Below are 22579 nucleotides of genomic sequence, written 5' to 3' on the forward strand. Positions count from 1 at the left end.
AATTAGATTTGTAGGATCTGATTCATGTTATTTATTATTTTTAAAACTAGCAGCTTTTTCATCGTTGCAGTATAAGAAGTGTCCGGGAAGTACTTCTTGTAGTCTCTGATCGTCTTCAAATGGACGTTTGTGATCGAAATCGATTCTAGTTCTCTTAGTTTCAATTTCAGGATCAGGAACGGGAATAGCTGATAGCAAACTTTGTGTATAGGGATGAAGTGGATTGTTGTAAATTTCATCTGAGTCAGCTAATTCAACGATCTTACCACGATACATAACAGCAATACGATCTGAAATGTATTTAACCATTGAGAGATCATGGGCGATGAATAGGTAAGTTAAACCTTGTTTCTTTTGAATATCTTGCATCAAGTTAACAACTTGAGCTTGAATAGACACATCAAGGGCTGAAATAGGTTCATCAGCGATGATGAATTGAGGGTCAACAGCTAAAGCTCTAGCAATACCGATACGTTGTCTTTGTCCACCAGAGAATTCGTAAGGGTAACGAGTCATATGTTCAGGGTTCAAGTTAACCATGTCGAGTAATTCACGGACACGTTTGTCACGTTCGTCGTCATTTTTAACTAAGTGGTGAACATCAAGTCCTTCAGCGATGATATCTTTGACTTTCATTCTAGGGTTCAATGAGGCATAAGGATCCTGGAAAATCATCTGCATTTCACGACGAAATTCCTTCATCTTAGAACCATGACTCTTGATTTTACTGATGTCTTGGCCATTGAAATAAATATGACCATCAGTTGGGTTGTAAAGTCTGATAATACTACGACCAGTAGTACTCTTACCAGAACCAGATTCACCAACTAAACCGAAGGTTTCACCTTTATAAATATCAAAGGAAACATCATCAACGGCCTTAACCATGTTAGGTTTACCAATGTTAAAATATTGTTTTAAATTTTTTACGGATACAATTACTTGTCTTTCGTCAGCCATTATTTCACATTGCCTCCTAACTTCTTAAATTTTTCATAACGATTAAGGATACTTGCTGGTGGTGTCACCTTTGGAGCATTTGGATGAAGTAGCCATGTTGCGGCGTAATGATGTTTAGAAACTTTAAAGAACGGTGGTTGTTGTTCTTCATCGATTTCCATAGCGTAAGCATTACGAGGTGCAAAGGCATCACCCTTTGGTGGATTCAAAAGATTTGGTGGTGTACCAGGAATAGAGTTCAAACGATCTGATTCATTGGTATCTAGTGTTGGCATTGAATCTAGTAGACCCCAAGTATAAGGATGTTGAGGGTTGTAGAAGATGTCGTTGACTGAACCAAATTCAACCAAACGTCCGGCGTACATAACTGCTACACGATCAGCGATACCAGCCACAACACCTAAGTCATGGGTGATAAAGATGATTGAAGTACCAATCTTTTGTTGTAATTCTTTTAATAAATCAATGATTTGAGCTTGAACAGTAACGTCAAGGGCTGTTGTTGGTTCATCGGCGATTAGAATTTCTGGGTAATCAACGATGGCAATAGCGATAACGATACGTTGTCTTTGACCACCTGAAAATTGGTGAGGGTAGTCATTCATTCTAGCTTTAGGATTGGGAATACCTACTAAACGTAGAACCTCTTCAGCACGCTTGAGAGCGTCCTTTTTAGAAACGTTATTGTGGATCAACAATGGTTCCGCAACTTGCTTACCAATTGTCATAGTAGGGTCAAGCGATGTCATAGGGTCTTGGAAGATCATGGAAATCTTATTTCCACGAAGTTTATCCATTTCCTTATCAGTTTTTTGTAAGAGATCGTCTCCATGATAGAGCACTTCTCCCTTTGAAATTGTTCCGTTCTTAGCTAGTAATTGTAGAATCGAACGAACTGTGATGGACTTACCAGAACCAGATTCACCAACAATTGCTAAGGTTTCACCGGCGTTTAAGTGGAAGCTAACACCACGGATAGCATGAACGACACCATTATAGGTATCGAAATCAACATGCAAATCTTTTACTTCTAAAATTTTATCCATTGTGATTTCTCCTTAGTTAGTTTTCTGATGATTGTGGGTCAAAGGCATCACGTAGACCATCACCTAGAAGGTTTGTGGCAATCATGATAACACTCAAGATAATAGCTGGAGCCCACATTTGATATGGTAAGAATCTAAAGGCTTTTTGACCATCTGATAGAAGGGTACCTAATGAAGCATTTGGAGCAGGAATACCAATACCAATGAAACTTAGGAAAGCTTCGAAGAAGATGGCATTTGGAATAGTAAACATTGTTTGAATAATGATTGTTGATGAAAGGTTAGGAATTAGATGCTTTGTAGCAATCTTCATTGAAGGTTCGCCTAAAGTTCTAGCAGCTAAAATATATTCTTGTTCTTTCAATTGGAAGGTTTGCGCCCGGACCAGACGAGCCATCGTGACCCATCCAGTGATGGCAATCGCAATAACGATTGATGTCAAACCTGGTTTTAGGATGATCATCATTAAGATAACAACGATCAAGTTAGGAATAGATGAAACAATTTCAACGATACGTTGCATGAATGTATCAGTTTTGCCACCTTTCCAACCAGAAACGATACCGTAAGGTACACCGATTAGAAGGTCAACTAGAGTAGCAAGTACAGCAACGACTAATGAAAGTCTTGTACCATAGATAATTCTTGATAGAAGGTCACGTCCAAGGTAATCAGTACCTAAAATGTAGAAGGTACCCTTAGGAGCATCAGCTTGTTTATAAGCATCAACCATGTGTCCACCCATATTTTGATAACCATTCATACCAGGGATATTAAGGTTACCCAACTTAGGAGGCAAGTTAGACATGGTAACTTGTTGTGCATTTGGATTATGTGGGGCAATGATTGGAGCCAAGATTGAAATAACGACAATGATTGAGATTAGCGCTAAACAAACAACGGCAACTTTATCTTTGAACAAACGACGACGAACATCCTGCATATATGTAAGTGAAGGAGTACCAATTTTTTCTTGGTCTTTATTATTTTCGTCATGAATTAATCTGAATTTTTCCTTAGGAATTTGAGGAATCTGTTCCATTATTCTTTACCTCCGTTTCCTAGTCTGATTCTTGGATCGATGAGACCGTAAAGGATATCAACGATTAAGTAAACTATGATTAACAAGAATGAATAGAAGATTGTAAGCCCCATGATTGTAGGGTAATCATTTGTAGTAATTGATTTAACGAATTGTTCACCAATACCAGGAATTGAGAAGATATTCTCAACAACCATGGAACCAGTCATAACTGAAACAGCCATAGGTCCGATAATAGTAACAACTGGGATCAATGAGTTACGAAGCGCATGCTTAGCAACAACACCCCAACTTGAATTACCTTTTGACTTAGCTAATTCAATATAGTCACTACTCATAACATCCACCATTTCAGTTCTCATGAATCGAGCAACAGTACCTAATGGTAAGGCTGATAGAGCAAGTGTTGGTAGGATACTTGATTGGAAGTTATCCCAAAGAGCAACTGGGTAAATCTTCCATTTGTAGGCTAGGTAGAACTGAAGTAAAACAGCTAAAACGAAAGATGGAATTGATAGACCAAGGATTGAAATGAATGTTGCAAGTGTATCAACCCATGTATTTTTACGGATAGCAGCGAGGGCACCTAGAAGGATACCACCGATAGTACCAACGACCATGGCTTGGGCACCAATTTGCATTGATGGAGCAAGTCTTTGACCGATTAATGCTGTAACAGGTTCGTTATTGAATTGGAAAGAAGTACCAAGATTACCTTGTAATAATCCCCCAATGTAACGAATATATTGAACAAATACTGATTGATCCAGTCCATATTGGGCTTTAACGATCTTCAGTTGCTCCGCAGACATACGGTTTTGGTTGGAAAACGGAGTACCAGGAAGCATCTTCATCATGAAGAAAGTTATCGTCGCAATAATGAAAAGGGTCAAGAATAAATAAAGAATTCTTTTGAGAATATATTTAGCCATTATTTAATCTCCCTCAACATAATTATTTTTTGTAGGCTGTAACTAGATTATAACTACCATTTGGTGTGATTTGGTAACCCTTAACGTTACTTCTAGTTAAGTTAGCTTGATATGATTGATACAAAGGAATAGCGCCTTGTTCATCAGTTAAGATCTTAGTTGCTTGTAAGAGATCTTGCCATCTAGCTTCTTCATTTGTAGCGTCGGTAGTCTTAGATTTATTAATCAAAGCATCATATTGAGCATTTGAATACTTACCATTGTTTTGAACATTACCAGTTGTAAAGATATCTAGGAATGTAACAGGATCTGGGTAATCAGCGTTCCAACCAGTAACAACAATATCGAATTTACCAGATGTTGATTTATCTAGACGAGACTTAAATGGTACGTTTGATAAAGTGATCTTGATACCTGGCAAATTCTTTTCCATTTGTCCTTGAAGGTATTCGTTTTGTTTCTTGGAATTATCTGTATCGTCACCTAGGAGAGTGAAGCTAAGATTCTTTTGACCAGTTTCTTTGATTCCTTCCTTCCAAAGCTTTGTAGCTTCTTTAGGATTGTATTCTGTGTATTGATTTGATGATTGAAGCATCTTTTCTTTAGTGAAATCAACCTTGGTTGTTGGGTTGTATGACATACCGACAGGAACAATAGTATGTTCGATACCACCAGTCTTACCAAGAACATTGTTAGTTAATTGTTCACGGTTGATCGACATTGAGATAGCTTGTCTGATCTTGGCATTTCTGAAGAATTTGTATTTCTTTTGATTCAATTCAAGATAGAAGTTAGCTGTTTGTTTATCCATTGAGAAAGTCTTGTAACTGGATACTTGACGAGCTGTATCTCCACCAAGTTTTTCGTAACGGTTGATTCTGTTAGCATCGTAAAGGTTTAAACCAGTATTGGCATCCTTAACAACGTAATATTTCAAAGTCTTTAATCTAACAGCTTTAGCGTTCCAATACTTGTTGTTCTTAACTTCAGTCCAACTATTTTTAGAAACATTCCAGTTAACTAGTTTGAAAGGTCCGTTGAAGACCATACCAGTACTGCTCAAACCATATTTTTTGCCAGCTTTTTCAACTGCAGGTTTGTATTGAGGGTAGAAGGTTGAACTAGCCATCAAAGTATTAAAGTATGGAATAGCATTTTCCAAAGTTACTTCAAGTTTATATTTACCCAATGCTTTAATACCTAAAGTATTTACAGGCTTCTTACCGGCATTGATCTTGTCAGCATTTTTGATACCGGAATAAATATAAGCGTATTGTGAAGCAGTTTTTGGATCAACGGTTCTTCTCCAAGCATAGACAAAGTCATTAGCTGTAACAGGTTTGCCGTTTGACCATTGTGTATGTCTTAAATCGAAAGTATAAGTCTTACCGCCATTAGTTGGTTTAACGACTTTCTTAGCAATAGCTGGTTTCAAATCTTTACCATCGTATCGATAGAGACCTTCCATTGTGTTGGTTAAGTGTTGAGCACCAATAGCATCGGTGTTCATAGATGAATCCATGGTTGCAATAACATCTCCGGAGTTAATTGCAAGTGTGTTTTTACTGTCTTTTTCAGTAGCGGAACCACAACCGCTTAAAACTAATACGAATAGAAATATCGGTAACAATGCAAGTAAATACTTCTTAGATTTCATTGTTTAACCTCCCTAAAATTATTATTCTTAGAATGTACTAATGAACATTAAAAACAAATCGCCCTTAATTAGAAAAATTCTAATGTTTTATAAAATAATAATACATTATGTCTAAAAATGCAAAAAAAAATAGAGCCATCTATTTGTGAGATGACTCCATTTCGATGTAATTATTAAATCTTTCTAATTCTTCAGGACTTAGATTGGCGGTAATTAAAGATCCGTCGTTGGTAAATTCTTTTTTTGTTACTTGAGAATTTCTTAAAATTTCTTCAGTAACTTTTTGTTTGTCATAAGGAATTAGAAGGGTTGTTTCTTTATAATTAGCGAAAATCTTTTGTTTGATTAGTTGAATTAGAGTTTCAATTGACTTGCTATCGAGAGCGGAATAATAAATATTATCGCCTTCGATAGAAGGGAATTGTTGATCAGGTTTAAGATCAGCTTTGTTGAAAGCATAAATCATCGGTTTGTCGACCACGCCAACTTCTTTCAAAGTCTTTTCGGTAACTTCAAGCATATTCTTCCAGTGTTCATCACTAATATCAATAACTTGAATTAGAATATCAGCGTCCTGAGCCTCTTTTAGAGTAGTCTTGAATGATTCAACCAAGTTGTGTGGTAACTTGCTTACAAAGCCAACAGTATCAGATAACAAGAAACTAGTGTTGTCAGCTAGATCAATTCTGCGGACACTAGTATCTAGTGTGGCAAAAAGCATGTTTTTTTCAAAGACTTTACGGTCGTCAGAATCCTCTTTGTTAAAATTCAATAGACCATTCATAGTAGTCGACTTACCGGCATTGGTGTAACCAACCAGAGAAACCAAAGGTAGGGATGTATTAGTACGGCGTCTGCTTTGAACGTTAACAGTTTTATCAACTGTCTTTAATTCATTACGTAAAGCTGTGATACGTTTACGAATAACTCGACGATCAAGTTCCAGTTTTGATTCACCAGCACCACGGTTAGCCAAACCGCCAGAGGCAGATTGTTGATCCAATGGATTACCTGATGGATGAATTCTAGGAAGCTGATATTGTAATTTAGCAATTTCAACCTGAAGTTTAGCTTGTTTAGTTTGAGCTCGATTAGAGAAGACTTGCAGGATCAATTCGGTACGATCCATGAAACTCAATTTAGTTTCTTTTTCCAAGTTTCTAATTTGTGATGGTGTTAATTCGTCGTTTAAAACGATAATTTGAACATCGTCCGCATTGGCAATTTCCTTGATTTCAGTAACTTTACCAGAACCGAAGTAAGTTGCACCGCTGACAGAGTCAGATTTTTGAGTAATTGTATCAGCAACTTCCATATTGTTGGCTTCGACTAATGAAGCAAGTTCTTGCATTGTGTACTCGAAGTCAGGTTGTAGGTGACTAACTCCTGCCACAATAACGCGTGTTTTTTCGTATGTTAATTTAGATTCAGTCATAAATCCTCCTGGTGGCACTATTTACCCCAGGGATAATAATGCCTTTTTATTATTTGTGTGCAATGATATTTGTTCTTAAGCGCATGATCTCAATACCATCCTTTCAATAAACTGTTTAAATAATAACATGTAAGTTCATTTCACGCTATATAATAGGTAGAAAACGATTACTTAATTAAAATATGAATTAAAAATTGACTACTTAGAGTATAATTACAAATATATTTGTATTGGGGGAGCTTAATTATGAATGATAAGACTGAGAAATTAATGAGGTTAGTTGACACAGCCGCTCAAGAAGATGTTGTTAAAGCGGACAAAGATCTTTATGGTGCGATGATGAAAGCTTATAAAGATTTGAGTGAAGATAAGAATATTGTAAGTGTCAGTGGCAAGTTGAGTAGTCAAATTAATCGTTATTTATTAACACATCAATACAAGGCACCTAAGTCAGTTGTTGAATTGGGGACGAATTGTCAAATCAAGCGCAACTTTGTCCCGAAGAAAACTTCAAATGGACTCTTCCAGCCTAAGACCTTACGTGGTCGGTGATTTAAATCCCTGACAAACTTGTCGATATCTTGGTCAGTCAGTTGGTCTAGGTCGGTTCCTTTGGGGAAATACTCACGGATAAGTCCGTTGGTATTCTCATTGGTTCCCCGCTGCTGAGGCGCATGAGGATCTGGGAAATAGACTGGGATACTTAGCTCTTGACTAACTTCGCGGTATCCTGCGAATTCAGTTCCACGATCCGGCGTAAGCGTCCGAACTTGTTTGGGCGTCACAGTATGCAAGAGGTCAATCATCGCTTGTGTGACGTTCTTCGCGTTTACTTTGGGAACCCGCTGGGATAATAAATACCGAGATTTGCGGTCCACCAAGGTTACCAGGGCCGAACGCCCGGTTTTACCGCGAACGGTATCACCTTCCCAATGACCAAACCGGCTTCGATTCTCACATGAAACAGGTCGTTCATGAACGGAAGGGACGTCGTTAAATCGTCCTCGACGTTCCTTAATGGTTCCCTTGACCTTTCGGGTTTTACCACGGTGACGGAGCTTACGGGCAAAGCCACGAGCCCCGTGATTCTTACATTTGATGCCTAAATTATCGCGTTCAATCCCACGATAAATGGTGTTATAACTGACATGCCATTCACTGTTTTCGTGGACTAAACGACCGGAAATTTGTTCCGGGGACCACTGACGTTTAACAATACAGTGAAGGACAAAATCCCGTAACTTCAAATCAGTTAGAAGCTTAGGACGGCGGCTTTTTAGCCGCCGTCCCTGATAGTTCTCTTGGGCTTTGACGGCCGAGTATACCTTACGACCACCATTGCGCTTGATTTCGCGCGATACGGTGGTTTTAGAACACCCAATTTTCTCCGCAATAACTTGATAGGTATCGTTTAAAGTGATGCCCAACAGTATGCATTCTCGGTCTTTTAAGGTAAGATGGTTGTACGGATTCATAGCCTAGGATCTCCTTTAGATGATTGTTGTGGTGACTTCATTTTACAGGACTCAGGCTATGAGTTCTTTTTTATTTTCTTCTTACTCGTTGCACTTCAATTGTAAATTCGTCGGACAAAAATTACAAAAGCCTATCGCTGATCGTTGGGGCCATGTTAATCCAATGAATTTGGGTTAATAGTTTCGAAATGGGATGTGCTTAAAATTATGTCGTCCGTAGAAAATTTGTGGGCCGCTGGAACGTGGTGGACACGACTTGAAGCTAATTATTTTACACTTCGTGCAAAATAATGGATCTCCAAGCTCGGTCTTCTACTAACCTTGCTTCGCAAGCTAAGTAGAATTTCACCACTTAGGGCCCACAAATTTTCTACTACCGACTAGATAGTGGAATTTATTACTTATTCAGAAATAATTTGAAAATTTAAAAGAGCATCTATTTAGAGACGTAATTACGTACGTTGATTCTAAATAGATGCTCTTATTTTGGTTTTAAAATTTAGAAAAGGGATAATAAATAGAATCGTTTACCAGTCTGGAGTAAAAAATGAAAATGCGGTCAGCTGTGAAGTCATTGTTAGCGGCTTTGCCGGTTACAATGAGGCTGATCTTGAAGATCCAAAATGCCGCACAAAGTGCGGTATTTTTAGCTCCAAGTCATGCCCACAGCATTCCACCAGCATTTTTATTTTTTGCGGAAGATGGCAATTTTAATCAAAAACTTCTTTTACTATAAATAATGAAGTTCTATAATCGTAAATCGTTTTTTTTCTTAGGCTTGGGTTTACGGAAGAATCCCATTAGGAAACATATAATAGCTGAAATAATAAAAATAGCATCAATGAGGCCCCAGATTTGTTTGGTGGAGTGATCAATAAAAATAATTCCGACAACTAATAGGATAACGCCGTACCAAAAATTCATCGTTTTGTAAAATTGTTTATTCATTAAATATTCTCCTGAACCGTAATTAAGGTATACTTTAAATTATACACCATCGGGTAATAGTAAATTTTGGTATCTATTGAAGTAAAAATCGGTTATATTAAGTGGTGGGTGAGTAAATAAATGGATCATTCAAAACAAAGATTATTGCTTTCATTATTGGTTGAGTTTAGTAATTCATTTTCTAAACAAATCAATGAGTCAGCAATTAATCAAAAAATGGAACATTATATTAAAGATACTGTTCGAGAATTTGTTGAAAAACAATATCGTGGAACTATTTTTGATAAAGAATTCAAGCAAATGGTTGAAGAAGTTAATAATGCCAGAGATAATGAACATCTAGTTTTTAATTACTACACTGAAAAACTCTGGAAGGAGATAGCGCAATTGTCACAGAAGACAACTAGCTTCTCTAATGCCTATTCGATTATTGATATTCTAGGAAAAAATAAAGATGCCTTCTTTTAATTCAAAGAGGACATCTTTTTTTGATTAATTTTAATAACCTAAACTAACGTTGTGATTAGCTTTATTAACAATTTTTACTGAATTGAGACTGTCGAGGAATTTATTCAATTTTTCGATAGTTTCTTTTGGATTGTAGACAAAGTCTCTTGAATAATCGAGGTTGACTTTTTGACCATTTTTCAAAACTACATCTAAGCTGTTTTGGCTTTTAGCAATGGCGATAGAACTAGAGAATAGTCCTAGAGCTCCAGAAAAAGGAACTGCCATTGGTGTAGTGGCCTGTTTTAAATCGCCATTAACAGTGATTGATTGAATGTCCTTAACGGAAAATGATTTTAAAGGGCTTGATAGAGGCAATAGCATCATTAAGAGAACATTGTCAGGATTATTAACATCGTTGTATTTAATGGTTCCGTCGTTAACTTGCCAATAGTTGAATAATACTGATGAAGCTCTCCAATAGTGTCCCAAGAACACTAATAGAAAGAATGCTGTTCCAAAAATAAAACCGATACTACCTGATGAAAAGATATCACTAAACATGAATCCTAGTACTAAACCCATTATAAGACTTACAATAAGAGGTCTGAAACTAACTTTTTTCCCGAATTTCAACATAATAAACATTCCCTTCAAAATACATTAAATGGCCTGAATCTATGACTAAAACTTTGGTACTTTTGATAGCTTAAATATACATCTTTATTATAATACAAATAAAAAAATATCATGAACAACCGTTAATTTATTCTTGAATAAAAATATTAAATTAAAAATTTAAAGGGTTTCTTTGATGAGGCTCTTGAGTTTGCGAGATTTTCCAATCGAAAATTTTCTGGTTTCACCATTAGAAAAACCAATTTCTCTATTAGCAAAGTTGATGTGGTGAATGTTTTCAGGATTAATGAGACAAGAACGACTGATTTTAAAGAGAAAATCATACTTATCTTCTAGGTCAGTTAATTTTCCATAAAATTCAAATTTACCATTAGTTGAAAAAATATTGAGTCGATGAGGAATGTCAGAAGCCTCTACAAAAATAACTTCGGATTTGTCTAAGTTGTAGACTTGTGTGCCGACTTCAAAAGAGAAACCTCGTTTTTGGACAGTTCTAGTTTCATCAATTAACTGTTGGGCATAAGTTAAAGTGTCGTAGATTTCCTGACGAAAATTCTCCAGTGGCTGATCCTTTTCGATGAAGTCTATTGCGGCAACTTTTCGTTTTAAGGTTAAAGGTGCCAGTTCATCGTGGGTGGTGACAAAAATAATTTTTGCTTGAACATCAACTTTGCGAATCTCTTCAGCCAATTGGATACCATCAATTTTATTCTGTAAGTCGATATCTAAGAAATAGATACCACTTTGAGGTTCTTCTTTCTCAAGATAAGTGAGAACATCGTTGGGATTGTTGGCAGTTAACTCGATTTTGAATAAGTCACTGTGAAAAAGGATATAGTTTTTAATCAAAGTATGAAGTTGTTCAAGTTGAGCAGCATCGTCTTCACAAACAATTATTGGATACATAAGTTAATCCTCCTTGGTGATTAAAATAATATTGAAACGGAACCATTTTTGGCTTTGGTTAGATTGGATGAATAAATTAGAATATTTTTTTCGAAGTGTCTTGATGTGTAATCTATCAAAGTGCTTTTTCTCTTCTGTTGCTGTATTAGGCTGATTGGCAATGGAATTATAAATTAGAAAAGCCAATTGTTGGCCTTCTTGGTTAATACTGAGGTAGATTTCACCGTTATCTTGTTTTTGTGTGAAGTAGATGGCGTTATCAATAGCAGTGTCGAGTAGATTGATAAAATCAAAGATATTGATTGGTAAGTCGTCTAGGTCTTGATTGCAAGTGAAGTGGCAGGCGATATCTTTTTGATTGATAGTGTTGATTTTACTGATCAAAAGACTCTTCAAATAAGAATTGTGAACATTTTTAATATCTTGGAATAGATCCATCGACAGATTATTCAAATAATCATCAGAATAATTTTCCAATTTATCTAGAGCTTGATTCATTGCCTTGTGATCTTGTTCATCAACGACAGTTTTTAAACTGAATAGCAAATTTTTATAATCGTGCTTAAAATGACGTAATTTTAATTGATCACTTTCAAGTTGGTCAGTATAAATTTTGAGATTCTTAACTTGTTCTTCGGCAAATCTATCTTGATAGACTTTGCGATTTCTCACTCTACGATAAAGAAAGACTAGGATGACGAAAATGGATTGGATAACAATGAATAATAGAGTTCCTAAAATGAAATAAGGGTAATTTGTAAAACTTTGAACGAGAATTAGAACAGTAAAAAAGATTAGATAAACGTACCCTAAAATGATGGTTGTAAGTGGTGTCTTCTTATCTAAACGCTTATTTATATTGAATAAATTGTAAATTAGAATAAAAATAATTGAAATGACGATGATTGATAGATAAATGATAGTTAATTGAGGAAAAGAATTGGCATCTAAATTATCAACAGTAACGAGAACAGCAAAGATAACCGTGGATATAAAAATAGCTATGATTTTAACAGCTGCGGTGATAATGAAGACATTGAGCAAGTAATAGTCAATATCTTTAGATTTGCGAAGGTAGAGGTAAGTGAATATATCTAGTGGCAACTTAGTAAAGGGAAGCAAACTTTCTATAATTGTGAAACCGATAATGAAACTAGGATAGAGAATTAACTTTTTCTTATTGGAAAGGCGATTTTGATAGAGATTACTGAAAAGAAAGAAGAAAAGAAACCAGTTGGAGAAGATGGTGAAAATTCGTGGACTAATAATTGACATCTGCATCACCTCCTAAATCAAGTAGTGTGATGTTGAGATTGAACCAGTCATTATTTTTCCGATATTGAACGAATAAATTGGGATACTTTTTTTTAATATCTTGAACGTTGACCATTCCTAGACCGGAGTGGTTCTTTTTGGTGGTAAAACCCTCTTGCATCATAGTTTGAATTTTAGTTTCGGAGTGAATCGTGTTGTTGATTAAGAAGGATAACTGTTGTTTTTCTTTAACGATAGCGATTTGAATCTGAGCACCGGTTTGTCCTTTAGTAGCTTCGATGGCGTTATCGATTGAAATACCTAAAAGTCGAACGAGGTCAAAAATATTAATATCAACCTCCTCAATGGTATTGCGACATTCAAAGTGACATTTGATATTATCCTGATGAATCAGGGTTAATTTACTGATAAAAAGACTCTTCAAATAGGGATTTTGCACGTTGTTTAGATCCTTGAATAATTGCATTGAAAGATTGTCGAAGTAACCGTCAGAGTACACTTCTAGTTTTTCTAAAGCTTGTTTCATTGCGGTATAATCACCATCACTGGCAACAGATCGAAGTGTTGCGATACCATCTTTGTAACTGTGTTCGAATTCACGAAGATGAAGATGATCTTTTTCAAGTTGGTCGGTATACATTTTTAAATTTTTTAGTTGTTCTTTCGTTAATTCTCTTTTGTACGCCAGTTGTTGCGTTTGACTAGCTTTACCAAAGAGAAGTGCGATAAAAACACATTGAATAATAATGAATGCGAAAACACCGATGGTTAAATCGGAATAGGCCTTATTTTCTTGAATAAAGTGCATAAATACGTAAATTGCTATAAATAGATAAATTAATAAAAAACTGAGAAGCGATGAATGATCAATCTGCCATTTTTCTTCAATATCAAAACGTTTATAAAGAAAGATGAATACTACTGCGGTAATAAACTTGATTGAAAAGCTGGCGACTACAAAGAGCAGTATGCCTGAAATTGCATGAGTGGAGATCTTATCTACAATTATTGTATCGGCTAAGGTTTCATAAATTAAACGTATTAGGGATGATAATAGAAGGGTATTTATTAGAGTTAAATTCCATTTTTTATGATGCCAGAGAACTAGATAGACAAAGAAAAACGTGATTAGATATGAATAATCTTTCAAAAGCATTTCTGACAAAAATGACACTAAAATGAATGCCAGTAAATAATATTTTTTAAAATGAAATAGTGAATAGAAAACACTATAAAAAATAAGCCATGCCAATAATTTTCCTATAGTGTAGATTATTGTCCCCACCTGTAATACCCCCCTTTATATCGATATATTAATTATTGCATAATATTTAAAGAAACAATTTTTTTGTCGCGAAACGCACGAAATTCATTCATGAATCAAAACTCCCCAATTCAGGATATTGTTCACACTTATCTTTAAAGTAGTGCTATATTCTGGTCAATTAAATGAGAGGAAGTAATATCATGAGCTTTACGATAGGCAAATATATAGTGGGTATTGTGGTAATATTACTTGGTATTTATCAACTTCTTAATTCACGTAAGTATGTTCATGAGATTCAAAAAGACGGTAGTAAGACCACTTCTCATTTTGTAGGATATGCGGTGTGGTCTAGTTTCGTCGTTGGAATATTGATTATAGGTATGGGGATGTCAATTTTATCTATGAGATAGTTACGTCTAAAAAGTAATACGCAACAAAACAATTTCAAGTTGTTTTGTTGCGTATTTTTGTATCTCGAAAAATGGTCTTTTGATAGCATAAAAAGAAAAAGGATGAATCTCATGCGAAGAGGCTTTCGATTGTTGGCGTTAAGTTTAATAGTCTTGATAACTGGCTGTAGTGAGCAAGTAACTGGTAATGATTTGCCTGAAAAAATCAATTTAGAAACTAATTTTAAAACTGGTCTCGAGCAAAAACGATACGACTGGCGACGTCAAATTAGTCAAGTTCAGACAGTTAAACGGCAATATTCTGAAATTACCGATAATTATAAAGGTATTACTTTGGCCCAATTCAAACGTCAAAATCGTTATGTGGTTAAAGGAAAAGTTTTAAATTTACAAAAAATCAAATGGTTATCGCCACAGCCGGAAACTAAATTAACTTTAAGAGTTGATCAGGTAATTAGTGGCAATAAAGGCTTGAAAGGGAAGCGGATTTATCTGAATTTTCCTGGTGGCTTTGGTCGTGAACGTGACATTTACGCCCAATCGACGAATCCAGATAACGAAATCTTCTATCAGGTTCCTAACGCACCGATACCGGAGATTGGTTCCAAGATTATTTGTGGTTTATTAAGTGATGAACATCATACTAATTCGCGGTTAGATCGACTTTATCTTTCAGACGTTGAACATACTTTTTGGGTGAAAAGAAATGGGCAATACGAGTTGAATAATCCAGCATTTAAAAAAGTAAGACGTAATTTGGCTATTTTTCAACTAACGAAAGAATTTAATCGAGACAGTGTCAGTAAATAAGTTGTTTTGTTTCAGGTGATAAATTTAATTTTGCAGATGGAAAATCATTTAAAAAGATTTTTAATTTACCAATTGTTTCAGTGGGATGATCAACGTAATCGCGTGATAGATTCAAATTAATAATTTGACCATTATTTAGGAGTAGTTTCACTTCTACTGGATAGTGCATCATGACCATGAGGTTGTAGAGAAATCCACCTTCAGTAGCAACAAATAGTGCTGATGAAAGTAAATCATTGGTCATGGGCAATCCAGTGATTTGAATCGATTTAATTAGTTTTTTATCAATTACTTTATAGGTGTTCAATTTAGGAATCAGCATGAGTAGAAGACGTTTGAATGGATTGCTTTTATCGTTATAACGTATAAATCTGTCACTAGAGTCCCAGTAATTAAAGATAGTTGGCAAAACAATTAGGTAGTGACCGATAAAAACTATTCCAAAAACGACAATAGCAATTCTGATACCTAGAGTTTTAGAAATATTAAATCCAAACAGGCTGCCACACAATAAGGCCCAAAATAGACTCATCAATAAAGGCCGATAATTTAGTCTTTTTCCAAATTTCAGCATAAGAGATCAGTTCTTTCTAAACCATATCCATACCCAATTTGCCCCTAATTTACCATAATTATTTGGTTTAGGTTTCATAAATATAAAGGACATTCTGTATAAGAAATTCGTTAGAGAATCTTGCTTAAATAGTTGCATAGCGGGGTATATTTCGATACTGTATTAGTGTACTAGTACAGCAAGGATGTGTATCTGATGGAATATATCGAAAACATACCAATCTATTTACAAATTAAAGACTACTTGGAAGAAAAGATTATTACAGAGAGTTATTCACTGGGGGAACAAATGCCTTCAGTTAGGCAATTGGCCTTGGAATTGGCAGTGAATTCTAATACGGTTCAGAAGGCTCTCAAAGTAATGATCGAGGAGGGCGTCATTATTACATTACGTGGTAAAGGCAATTTTGTAACTGAGAATGCGGCAATAGTTGAAGAATTGAAGAATCAAATTGTTAATGAAACATTTGATTCAGCCTACGACAAGCTGCATTTGTTAAAAATGGATAATCAAGAAATAACTAATAGTTTTTCAAATTACGTAAAGCAAAAGGAGAAGAAACTTGAGTAATGTATTGAAAATTGAAGAACTTAACTATAAAAAAGGTAGCAAAATAATTCTTGAGGATGTCAATCTAAAATTAGATAGTGGCAAAATTATTGGGCTCCTAGGTGAAAATAGCGCGGGAAAAACCACTTTGATGAGAATAATTGCTGGAGTTAATTCCGTTCCAGAAGGCGTTATAACGGTTAATGGTAATACTAAAAAAGTTCTCATTAAAGAAAATGTTAGTTTGAATGATCATCTTGATGGTTTTAAAGCTACTAACAAAATCAGTGAAATCGTACATTTCTATGATGCGGTTTATCAAGATTTTTCAATTACAAAGTATGAAGATATTGCTAATTTTTTAGGATTAGACATGACTAAAAAGTTAGCGGCATTGTCTACAGGTACCAGAGGAAAACTGGTTATTGCTTTGACATTGGCTAGATCAACTAAATTGTATTTGTTGGATGAGCCTCTAAGCGGTATTGATAGTATTTCACGTAAGAAAATCATTAGCAGTATTATTCGTTGGAAAGACGATGATTCGACCATTATTATTAGTGATCACTATGTTACAGCTATCGCCAGTTTATTAGATGAAGTAGTAATTATTAAAAATGGCGAATTTTATAATCAAGTTAGCCACTTTAGAAAAATGACAAAATAAAAACACCAAGACGTAAAAATCAGGTATCATTGGAGTTCTCACACAAACAATGAAAGAGGTTTTTCGTCTTGGTGCTAGAACAGAATATCATAAATCGTCCTAAAGGACATCATTTAACTGAAATTGAACGTGGAAAGATTGCTTCCTTTCATTCAATTGGCTACTCGAATCGCCAGATAGCTAAAGCTATCGGCGTTTCACCTCAGACTATTAATAATGAAATTAACAGAGGTACTGTTGAGCAGATCAAGAAAGTTAATGGTAAAGTTCAACACTTGAATTGCTACTTTCCTGACACTGCACATCAAAAGTATGTAAAGAACCGTAAGCTTTGCCATCGTCCTTCTAAATTCGACCAAGTCACAGCCTTTTTAGGCTTCTTTGTAAGCCAGTTCATAGATAATGGATGGTCACCTGATACGGCCGTTGGACGAGCTAAGAACGAAGAATTATTCTTAGTAGATGAAATGGTTTGTACTACTACACTTTACAAATATATTGATGAACAACGACTTGAAATCCGGAATATTGATCTGGTAGAAAAGTCAACTAGACCGACTAAGCAACATACTTCAAAAAAGCATAAGCGTCTACTTGGTCGTAGTATTGAGAAACGCCCTAAAAGTGTTGATAGCAGAGAATCCTTTGGGGACTTTGAGATAGACACGATTGTGGGCAAAAGAAATGGCCATGAGAGTGTCGTCTTAACGCTCATAGAGCGTAAGACACGCTTTGAAATAATGAGACTTATTGACGGTAGAGATGCCGACTCTGTAGATTATGCTATGAAAGAGATCATAAAGAACTATGGTGATCTTATCAATTCAATCACTGCAGACAATGGCCCTGAGTTCTCTAATCTATCATCTGATATGGCTGGCGTTGCGGATGTTTACTTCACACACCCATATACATCTTGTGAACGTGGAACAAATGAAGTACATAATCGAATGATACGTCGTGACTTGCCCAAAGGGCTGTCACTGGATACAGTCAGCCCAAAAGTAATAAGAGACATAGAATTTAAGCTCAACAATATGCCTAGAAAGTTATTGAACTATAAAACGCCACAAGAACTCTTTGCTAGTTCCTGTGGCGCTTAAAGACATATTTATAAACTTCAAATACTGATATCACTTGGATTCAATTTATTTTGTCCAAGTGGCTAACTTGTTATTGAAATTTTCGAATTATTAAAAATCAAAAGATTAGAGATTTAATTCCGGTTGAGCAAATTCAATCTGACTATCATTTGGGAATCGAAGCATATTATGAAAAAGTTTATCTAGGGGAAATACAATGACAAGAATGCGAACCTTAAATAACCAATTATTCTTCAATCGTTGGAAGATGATTAATCTAGTATTTTTATTCGATTTGATGGTTCTCGGCATCATTATATTAATAGATATGATATCTAACAAGATGACTTTCAAATTAGTTAAGCTTGATAAATTGTATATGTACTATATGTTGATTGCTTTTTTTGCGTATGTTGTTTCTTTTGTGTTATTAGCGAAAGACAACGAGCGAGTGCTTTTTAGTAATAAATATCGGATGATTCCAATCACGGAATGGAAATTATACTTCAGCAATATTTTAAGCTCTCTTTTGACATTGGTTTACCTCTGGTTTTTAGAAGGCATAGTTAATACTATTTTTAGTTCTATTCAAGTAAATCATTTTTTGATAGGTAATGCTTTAACTAATATTTTATACACAGGATCCCTTTATAAGTTATCTAATGTAGATATGACTGTCAGATCTTTTATTATCGGCTTTCTTTCAATTGTTTTGATCTGGAGTGTTGTTACATTAGTGCACTTTTTAATCAGTTTAATTTCAGACAAGTTTGCTTTGAAAAAAAAGAAAATTATTAAATATGTTTTATACTTCTTGCTTACCTACTTATGTCTTATGATTTTCAATTCTACAGCATCGGCTGTATTTACTCTGATGTACGGTGATGGTTTTAATGTTTTGGAAAAAATAAATAGTATGTTGCTGACTAGTATCTTTATATTTATCGGTTGGATCATAGTTTTGACTTTAATGAATATCTATTTGTTAAAGAAACATATTGAGACGGATTACTAGGAGGCCAGTTATGAATAGTTCTTTAGGTGTAAGCAAGCATTTAATATGGAATAAATTTAAGTTAATGAGTTTTATTTTGTTAGTTAATATCATTGAGTTGGTTCTATTAGTGCCCTTGGATTGGGGATCGATGTTTTTACAAAGTTATCCCTTGGACAAAGTGATTTTTAGTTCACTGATAGTTTATTTGTTAGGGGCGTTATTCCTAATAAGGGAGAATGAACAGGTCTTTCTTAATAGCAAGTACAGTTTGGTTCCCGTCACAGAGATAAAAATCTATTTTAGCAATTTGATTACGACCTTTTTAGCTTATTTATATTTTGGGATTTTAGAAACAGGTATTTTTTTTACAGCTTTTTGGCTTATTGATAGTGATAGTCTGATTTTTCATTTGCAAAGTATTGTAAAGATGGGACAGATCAGTTTAATAAGTAAGGTTATTACTATGTCTTTACTAGCAATCATATTAATTTGGACCTTAAGTACCTTTGTTCATTTAGTGTCGCAATTGTTACCTTTACAAAATCAGAAATTAACTACAGTCATTTTTTATTTGTTAGTAGCGGTACTGGTCTTTTATATTGGTTATATTAATGTGTGGAATTTAGATACCATGCGGGTTGATTGGTATATTGAAGTGAAAAATCATATTTTTGGTAGGACGATTGGATTTGATTTAATTGGAATAGTTGTCTTTACCATTCTTAATATAACGATATTGAAAAAGCATAGTTCCATAAAATAATATTCATTCATGATTAGGAAACCCCATATTGAGGTAATTATTTTATTTTTTAATGGTCAATAGGGTAATATGGAATCAATCTGAGAGAAAGGAAGAAAGATATGTGAAGTTCAATAACGATTTTTATAAAAGTAAATATTTTTGGTTAGGATTAGTTGGAAGTTCATTCACCACAGTTTTTCCATGGGGTAATGTTTGTTCAGTTCAGGGGATTTTTTACTTAATAATAATTGTTATAGGGACGACATCGATGATTGGATCAATTTTTAATTTCTCTAGATACTTTTCATAACGGATGTATAACGATGATGAATGCAGTAGAATGGAATTAATGAAGGAAGCTGATTCCATGAATGGAAAAATTATCGGTATTTTAGCAATTTTAATTGGAATTTGGCAAATAGCCATCGCTCAGAAAATGTATCAAGATATCAGAAGAACGGTTAAACAACCTAAATTGACCATTTTTTTTGGAGTGACGGTTTGTCTAATTATTGGCGTTATATTCTTGATGGTTGGCGGATCACTACTGCGATAAAGCAAATAGCGATTTCTAATCGTTAGCGTGATGAATCTAAATGATTCGTCACGCTTTTTTTATGTTTTGACAACCGATAAGTGCGTGTAAAAAAGACTGGTTCGACAATATAATCTGGGTGTGATCAAGAAACAGTTGGGATTAAATTTTGAAAGAAGGTAATTTCTATGATCAAATTTGGTAAAAGAATAAATTATAGACCCTTAATGATTAGTTTAGTTTTAAGTTTGTTGCCGGGATTCATAATTTCAATGATGTTAAGTAAGGTTGGTGGTTTGATATTAGGTATCGCTATTTTCTTGATATCATTTATTGGTTATTACTTCAGGATTCTGCCAGTTCTCTTCAATTATTGGGAAGTCGGAAGTAGTTATGTTCAATATATAGACCTAAATAGTAATTCAGAACGTTTCAAAGCTTTGTTACTGCCATTTTCAATTCATGAAAAGACGATTGATTTTAATTCTATTAAGTCAGTAACTATTCAAGGTAATTTATCTGAATCAGAAGAAATGCCGATGGCGATCCCATATAGCGGTTATTTGGCTGTTATTACGGCAATTCTTTCAATTATTCGTAATCCAGTCGATATAACTTTTACATTGACCGATGGAACTGTAGTTACTGTCAGTGCCGCGCGTGACTTGGTTTATGGGAAAGATAAAGCTATTGAAAAGTTAGAGGAAACATTTGATCAGATGTCCGCAGCAAAAATCAAAGTTATTGATCAAACTAATCATAAAGTTAAATTGATTTAATAGATAAATCAAAGGTCATTCTCGTGTCCTTAGTGGTTATAATTTAATTAATGAAAAGGGTGTGGGAGAAGTGAATTTAGCCAAAAATATCGTCAAATATCGTCAAAGAAATAAAATGTCGCAAGAACAGTTAGCTGAGGCTTTAAATATTTCTAGGCAGTCAATTTCCAAGTGGGAGACAGGTGAAAATTTACCTAGTATTGATAATTTAATTTCTTTAAGTGGATTATTGGATATTTCTTTGGATGAGTTGATAACTGGGGAACCGTATCTCCATTTTCCATTTGACTATGGTAAACCCAATAATCATTGGCCACAGATCATTTTAGTGCTAGTTATGGTTATTTTTACGGCAAGTTTAACTACACTTTTTGGTAGAACTTCGTTAATAAAAATATTTGATATTATTTTTGGAATCCTAATTTCTTATACTTTTGTGACAAGAATGAGTTTCTATGATTATAAGAGATATTGTAATTATTGGACTTTGCAAAAAAATGGAATTACTTACGCGGTAGATAGTGAAGACGATATTTCTTTTGGAAAAGACTTTCTTATGCCATTGATGGGGCTTTTGAATATACGTTCAACTAAATTCATACCTTATAAACGAATTAAGAGTATGGAGATTTATTTAAAGTTGTACGGATATAATCCCAGTAAAGAATTGACGTTAATGGGTGGTGCTGGAATTTCGGCAAGTTCCATGGTGGAACAGTTTGAATTAAGGATAACTTTACTGGATGGTAAAAAAGTTAATTTGAATCTTAATCAGTATTATTGGAAAGACAGTAAGGAAAGAAAAATGTTAGGTACAATTGTTACCTTTCTCAAGCGAAAGCATTTTGAATTCATTGATACACAGGGAATTGCTGAGCTTTTACGAGATGGTGATGGCAGTTTGACGCAAGAACTTTATGAACAACGAGATGAAAATTAAAAAAGAACGCTAATTTTAGCGTTCTTTTTGATACCACCATTTGATATAGTTAATTTCTTTTTTTCTGATTTGATAGCCATGTTTTTCGTAAAATTGATGAGCAGATTCTCTTTCGAAACCGGAGACAAGACGGATTCCCAAACTACCTTCGGATTTGGCCCATTTTTCGGCGGTTTCTAATAAAGCTGAACCTATTCCAATATGTTGATATTGGTTATCAACGGCTAGAGTAATGACATTCTTGAGACTTTGATGATAGGTGTTTTCATAATCACTCATTTGAATATATCCGACTACTAGTTCGCCTTTGCAGGCTACGAATAATTTACTATTAGGTAAAGATAGAATTTTGGCGACTTGTTTGATAGTTTCGTCTAATGGAAAATCATATTCTAGGCTATCACTATTGATGCGGTGAATCGCTTTTGCATCATTGATACTAGCTTCTCTAACATTCATTTT

General features: G+C 34.7%; 27 protein-coding genes. 13 read left to right on the forward strand and 14 right to left on the reverse strand.

All coding sequences use genetic code 11. The features are described 5' to 3' along the window. Positions 1-27 precede the first annotated feature (27 nt). From ACI6PB_RS00285 to hflX, 6 genes are all read right to left on the reverse strand, one after another. The gene (locus tag ACI6PB_RS00285; RefSeq protein ID WP_025085027.1) at positions 28-960 is read right to left on the reverse strand and encodes an ABC transporter ATP-binding protein; all 933 of its coding nucleotides are present in this window, start codon (positions 958-960) and stop codon (positions 28-30) included. Further along, positions 960-2006: an ABC transporter ATP-binding protein gene (locus tag ACI6PB_RS00290; protein ID WP_025085028.1), complete on the reverse strand. Its 1047-nt coding sequence runs from the start codon at positions 2004-2006 to the stop codon at positions 960-962. The genes ACI6PB_RS00285 and ACI6PB_RS00290 overlap by 1 nt, the downstream gene beginning before the upstream one ends. A gap of 16 nt (positions 2007-2022) precedes the next feature. Beyond that, positions 2023-3048, reverse strand: coding sequence for an ABC transporter permease (locus ACI6PB_RS00295; RefSeq protein WP_025085029.1), 1026 nt, complete (start codon positions 3046-3048; stop codon positions 2023-2025). Next, positions 3048-3980, reverse strand: coding sequence for an oligopeptide ABC transporter permease (gene opp3b, locus ACI6PB_RS00300; protein WP_025085030.1), 933 nt, complete (start codon positions 3978-3980; stop codon positions 3048-3050). The genes ACI6PB_RS00295 and opp3b overlap by 1 nt, the downstream gene beginning before the upstream one ends. Before the next feature lie 22 nt (positions 3981-4002). Further along, entirely contained in the window at positions 4003-5637 is a 1635-nt protein-coding gene (locus tag ACI6PB_RS00305; protein ID WP_404327563.1) for a peptide ABC transporter substrate-binding protein, read from the reverse strand. A gap of 139 nt (positions 5638-5776) precedes the next feature. Beyond that, positions 5777-7072: a GTPase HflX gene (gene hflX / locus ACI6PB_RS00310; protein ID WP_025085032.1), complete on the reverse strand. Its 1296-nt coding sequence runs from the start codon at positions 7070-7072 to the stop codon at positions 5777-5779. A gap of 246 nt (positions 7073-7318) precedes the next feature. Here hflX and ACI6PB_RS00315 point away from each other — a divergent pair, with 246 nt between their 5' ends. Beyond that, positions 7319-7624 (forward strand): bacteriocin immunity protein, encoded by a 306-nt coding sequence (locus tag ACI6PB_RS00315; protein WP_404327564.1) that lies wholly within the window; start codon positions 7319-7321, stop codon positions 7622-7624. Here ACI6PB_RS00315 and ACI6PB_RS00320 read toward each other — a convergent pair. Further along, positions 7549-8547, reverse strand: a complete 999-nt coding sequence (locus ACI6PB_RS00320; protein ID WP_056955655.1) for an IS30 family transposase — start codon at positions 8545-8547, stop codon at positions 7549-7551. The genes ACI6PB_RS00315 and ACI6PB_RS00320 overlap by 76 nt on opposite strands. 547 nt (positions 8548-9094) lie before the next feature. Between ACI6PB_RS00320 and ACI6PB_RS00325 the strand changes: the two genes are divergently transcribed. Beyond that, positions 9095-9283, forward strand: a complete 189-nt coding sequence (locus ACI6PB_RS00325) for a hypothetical protein (protein ID WP_404327565.1) — start codon at positions 9095-9097, stop codon at positions 9281-9283. A gap of 11 nt (positions 9284-9294) precedes the next feature. Here the strand turns inward: ACI6PB_RS00325 and ACI6PB_RS00330 are convergent, their stop codons facing one another. Continuing rightward, positions 9295-9495 (reverse strand): hypothetical protein, encoded by a 201-nt coding sequence (locus tag ACI6PB_RS00330; protein WP_056950867.1) that lies wholly within the window; start codon positions 9493-9495, stop codon positions 9295-9297. Between the two features lie 120 nt (positions 9496-9615). Between ACI6PB_RS00330 and ACI6PB_RS00335 the strand changes: the two genes are divergently transcribed. After that, complete coding sequence (locus ACI6PB_RS00335; protein ID WP_025085034.1) at positions 9616-9963, forward strand: hypothetical protein; 348 nt, start codon at positions 9616-9618, stop codon at positions 9961-9963. A 30-nt stretch (positions 9964-9993) separates the two neighbouring features. On the opposite strand, the gene ACI6PB_RS00340 is transcribed toward ACI6PB_RS00335, so the two are convergent. The 4 genes from ACI6PB_RS00340 to ACI6PB_RS00355 form a co-directional block, all read right to left on the reverse strand. Further along, complete coding sequence (locus tag ACI6PB_RS00340; protein WP_056955725.1) at positions 9994-10581, reverse strand: hypothetical protein; 588 nt, start codon at positions 10579-10581, stop codon at positions 9994-9996. A gap of 159 nt (positions 10582-10740) precedes the next feature. Beyond that, positions 10741-11487 (reverse strand): response regulator transcription factor, encoded by a 747-nt coding sequence (locus ACI6PB_RS00345; RefSeq protein WP_025085036.1) that lies wholly within the window; start codon positions 11485-11487, stop codon positions 10741-10743. A gap of 3 nt (positions 11488-11490) precedes the next feature. Beyond that, the gene (locus tag ACI6PB_RS00350) at positions 11491-12762 is read right to left on the reverse strand and encodes a hypothetical protein (protein WP_404327566.1); all 1272 of its coding nucleotides are present in this window, start codon (positions 12760-12762) and stop codon (positions 11491-11493) included. Continuing rightward, a complete protein-coding gene (locus ACI6PB_RS00355; protein ID WP_056955724.1) occupies positions 12749-14047 on the reverse strand; it encodes a GHKL domain-containing protein in 1299 nt (432 codons plus the stop codon). The genes ACI6PB_RS00350 and ACI6PB_RS00355 overlap by 14 nt, the downstream gene beginning before the upstream one ends. 182 nt (positions 14048-14229) lie before the next feature. Between ACI6PB_RS00355 and ACI6PB_RS00360 the strand changes: the two genes are divergently transcribed. Together ACI6PB_RS00360 and ACI6PB_RS00365 are read left to right on the forward strand one after the other, a co-directional pair. After that, on the forward strand, positions 14230-14439 hold the full coding sequence (locus ACI6PB_RS00360) for a hypothetical protein (RefSeq protein ID WP_025085039.1): 210 nt from the start codon (positions 14230-14232) through the stop codon (positions 14437-14439). A gap of 132 nt (positions 14440-14571) precedes the next feature. Continuing rightward, positions 14572-15249 carry a hypothetical protein gene (locus ACI6PB_RS00365; protein WP_309510581.1) on the forward strand — a complete coding sequence of 226 codons (678 nt, stop codon included), beginning with the start codon at positions 14572-14574 and terminating at the stop codon, positions 15247-15249. On the opposite strand, the gene ACI6PB_RS00370 is transcribed toward ACI6PB_RS00365, so the two are convergent. Then, positions 15239-15781, reverse strand: coding sequence for a hypothetical protein (locus ACI6PB_RS00370; RefSeq protein WP_152319105.1), 543 nt, complete (start codon positions 15779-15781; stop codon positions 15239-15241). The genes ACI6PB_RS00365 and ACI6PB_RS00370 overlap by 11 nt on opposite strands. 237 nt (positions 15782-16018) lie before the next feature. Here ACI6PB_RS00370 and ACI6PB_RS00375 point away from each other — a divergent pair, with 237 nt between their 5' ends. The 8 genes from ACI6PB_RS00375 to ACI6PB_RS00410 all read left to right on the forward strand — a co-directional run bounded on the left by ACI6PB_RS00375 (position 16019) and on the right by ACI6PB_RS00410 (position 22117). Further along, the gene (locus tag ACI6PB_RS00375; protein ID WP_025085042.1) at positions 16019-16393 is read left to right on the forward strand and encodes a GntR family transcriptional regulator; all 375 of its coding nucleotides are present in this window, start codon (positions 16019-16021) and stop codon (positions 16391-16393) included. Further along, a complete protein-coding gene (locus ACI6PB_RS00380) occupies positions 16386-17039 on the forward strand; it encodes an ATP-binding cassette domain-containing protein (RefSeq protein WP_404327567.1) in 654 nt (217 codons plus the stop codon). The genes ACI6PB_RS00375 and ACI6PB_RS00380 overlap by 8 nt, the downstream gene beginning before the upstream one ends. 68 nt (positions 17040-17107) lie before the next feature. After that, positions 17108-18142: an IS30 family transposase gene (locus ACI6PB_RS00385; protein WP_059075255.1), complete on the forward strand. Its 1035-nt coding sequence runs from the start codon at positions 17108-17110 to the stop codon at positions 18140-18142. Between the two features lie 196 nt (positions 18143-18338). After that, entirely contained in the window at positions 18339-19136 is a 798-nt protein-coding gene (locus ACI6PB_RS00390; protein WP_309510579.1) for a hypothetical protein, read from the forward strand. Between the two features lie 10 nt (positions 19137-19146). Next, positions 19147-19881, forward strand: a complete 735-nt coding sequence (locus ACI6PB_RS00395; RefSeq protein ID WP_309510578.1) for a hypothetical protein — start codon at positions 19147-19149, stop codon at positions 19879-19881. A 349-nt stretch (positions 19882-20230) separates the two neighbouring features. Beyond that, positions 20231-20419, forward strand: a complete 189-nt coding sequence (locus ACI6PB_RS00400; protein ID WP_143442725.1) for a hypothetical protein — start codon at positions 20231-20233, stop codon at positions 20417-20419. Positions 20420-20586: 167 nt separating this feature from the next. After that, complete coding sequence (locus ACI6PB_RS00405) at positions 20587-21177, forward strand: hypothetical protein (RefSeq protein ID WP_309510577.1); 591 nt, start codon at positions 20587-20589, stop codon at positions 21175-21177. 70 nt (positions 21178-21247) lie between these two features. Then, positions 21248-22117: a helix-turn-helix transcriptional regulator gene (locus ACI6PB_RS00410; RefSeq protein ID WP_309510576.1), complete on the forward strand. Its 870-nt coding sequence runs from the start codon at positions 21248-21250 to the stop codon at positions 22115-22117. A 15-nt stretch (positions 22118-22132) separates the two neighbouring features. On the opposite strand, the gene ACI6PB_RS00415 is transcribed toward ACI6PB_RS00410, so the two are convergent. Next, positions 22133-22576 carry a GNAT family N-acetyltransferase gene (locus ACI6PB_RS00415; RefSeq protein WP_404327569.1) on the reverse strand — a complete coding sequence of 148 codons (444 nt, stop codon included), beginning with the start codon at positions 22574-22576 and terminating at the stop codon, positions 22133-22135. Positions 22577-22579: the final 3 nt, after the last annotated feature.

Source organism: Companilactobacillus paralimentarius (assembly GCF_963227125.1).
Classification (GTDB): Bacteria; Bacillota; Bacilli; order Lactobacillales; family Lactobacillaceae; genus Companilactobacillus; species Companilactobacillus paralimentarius.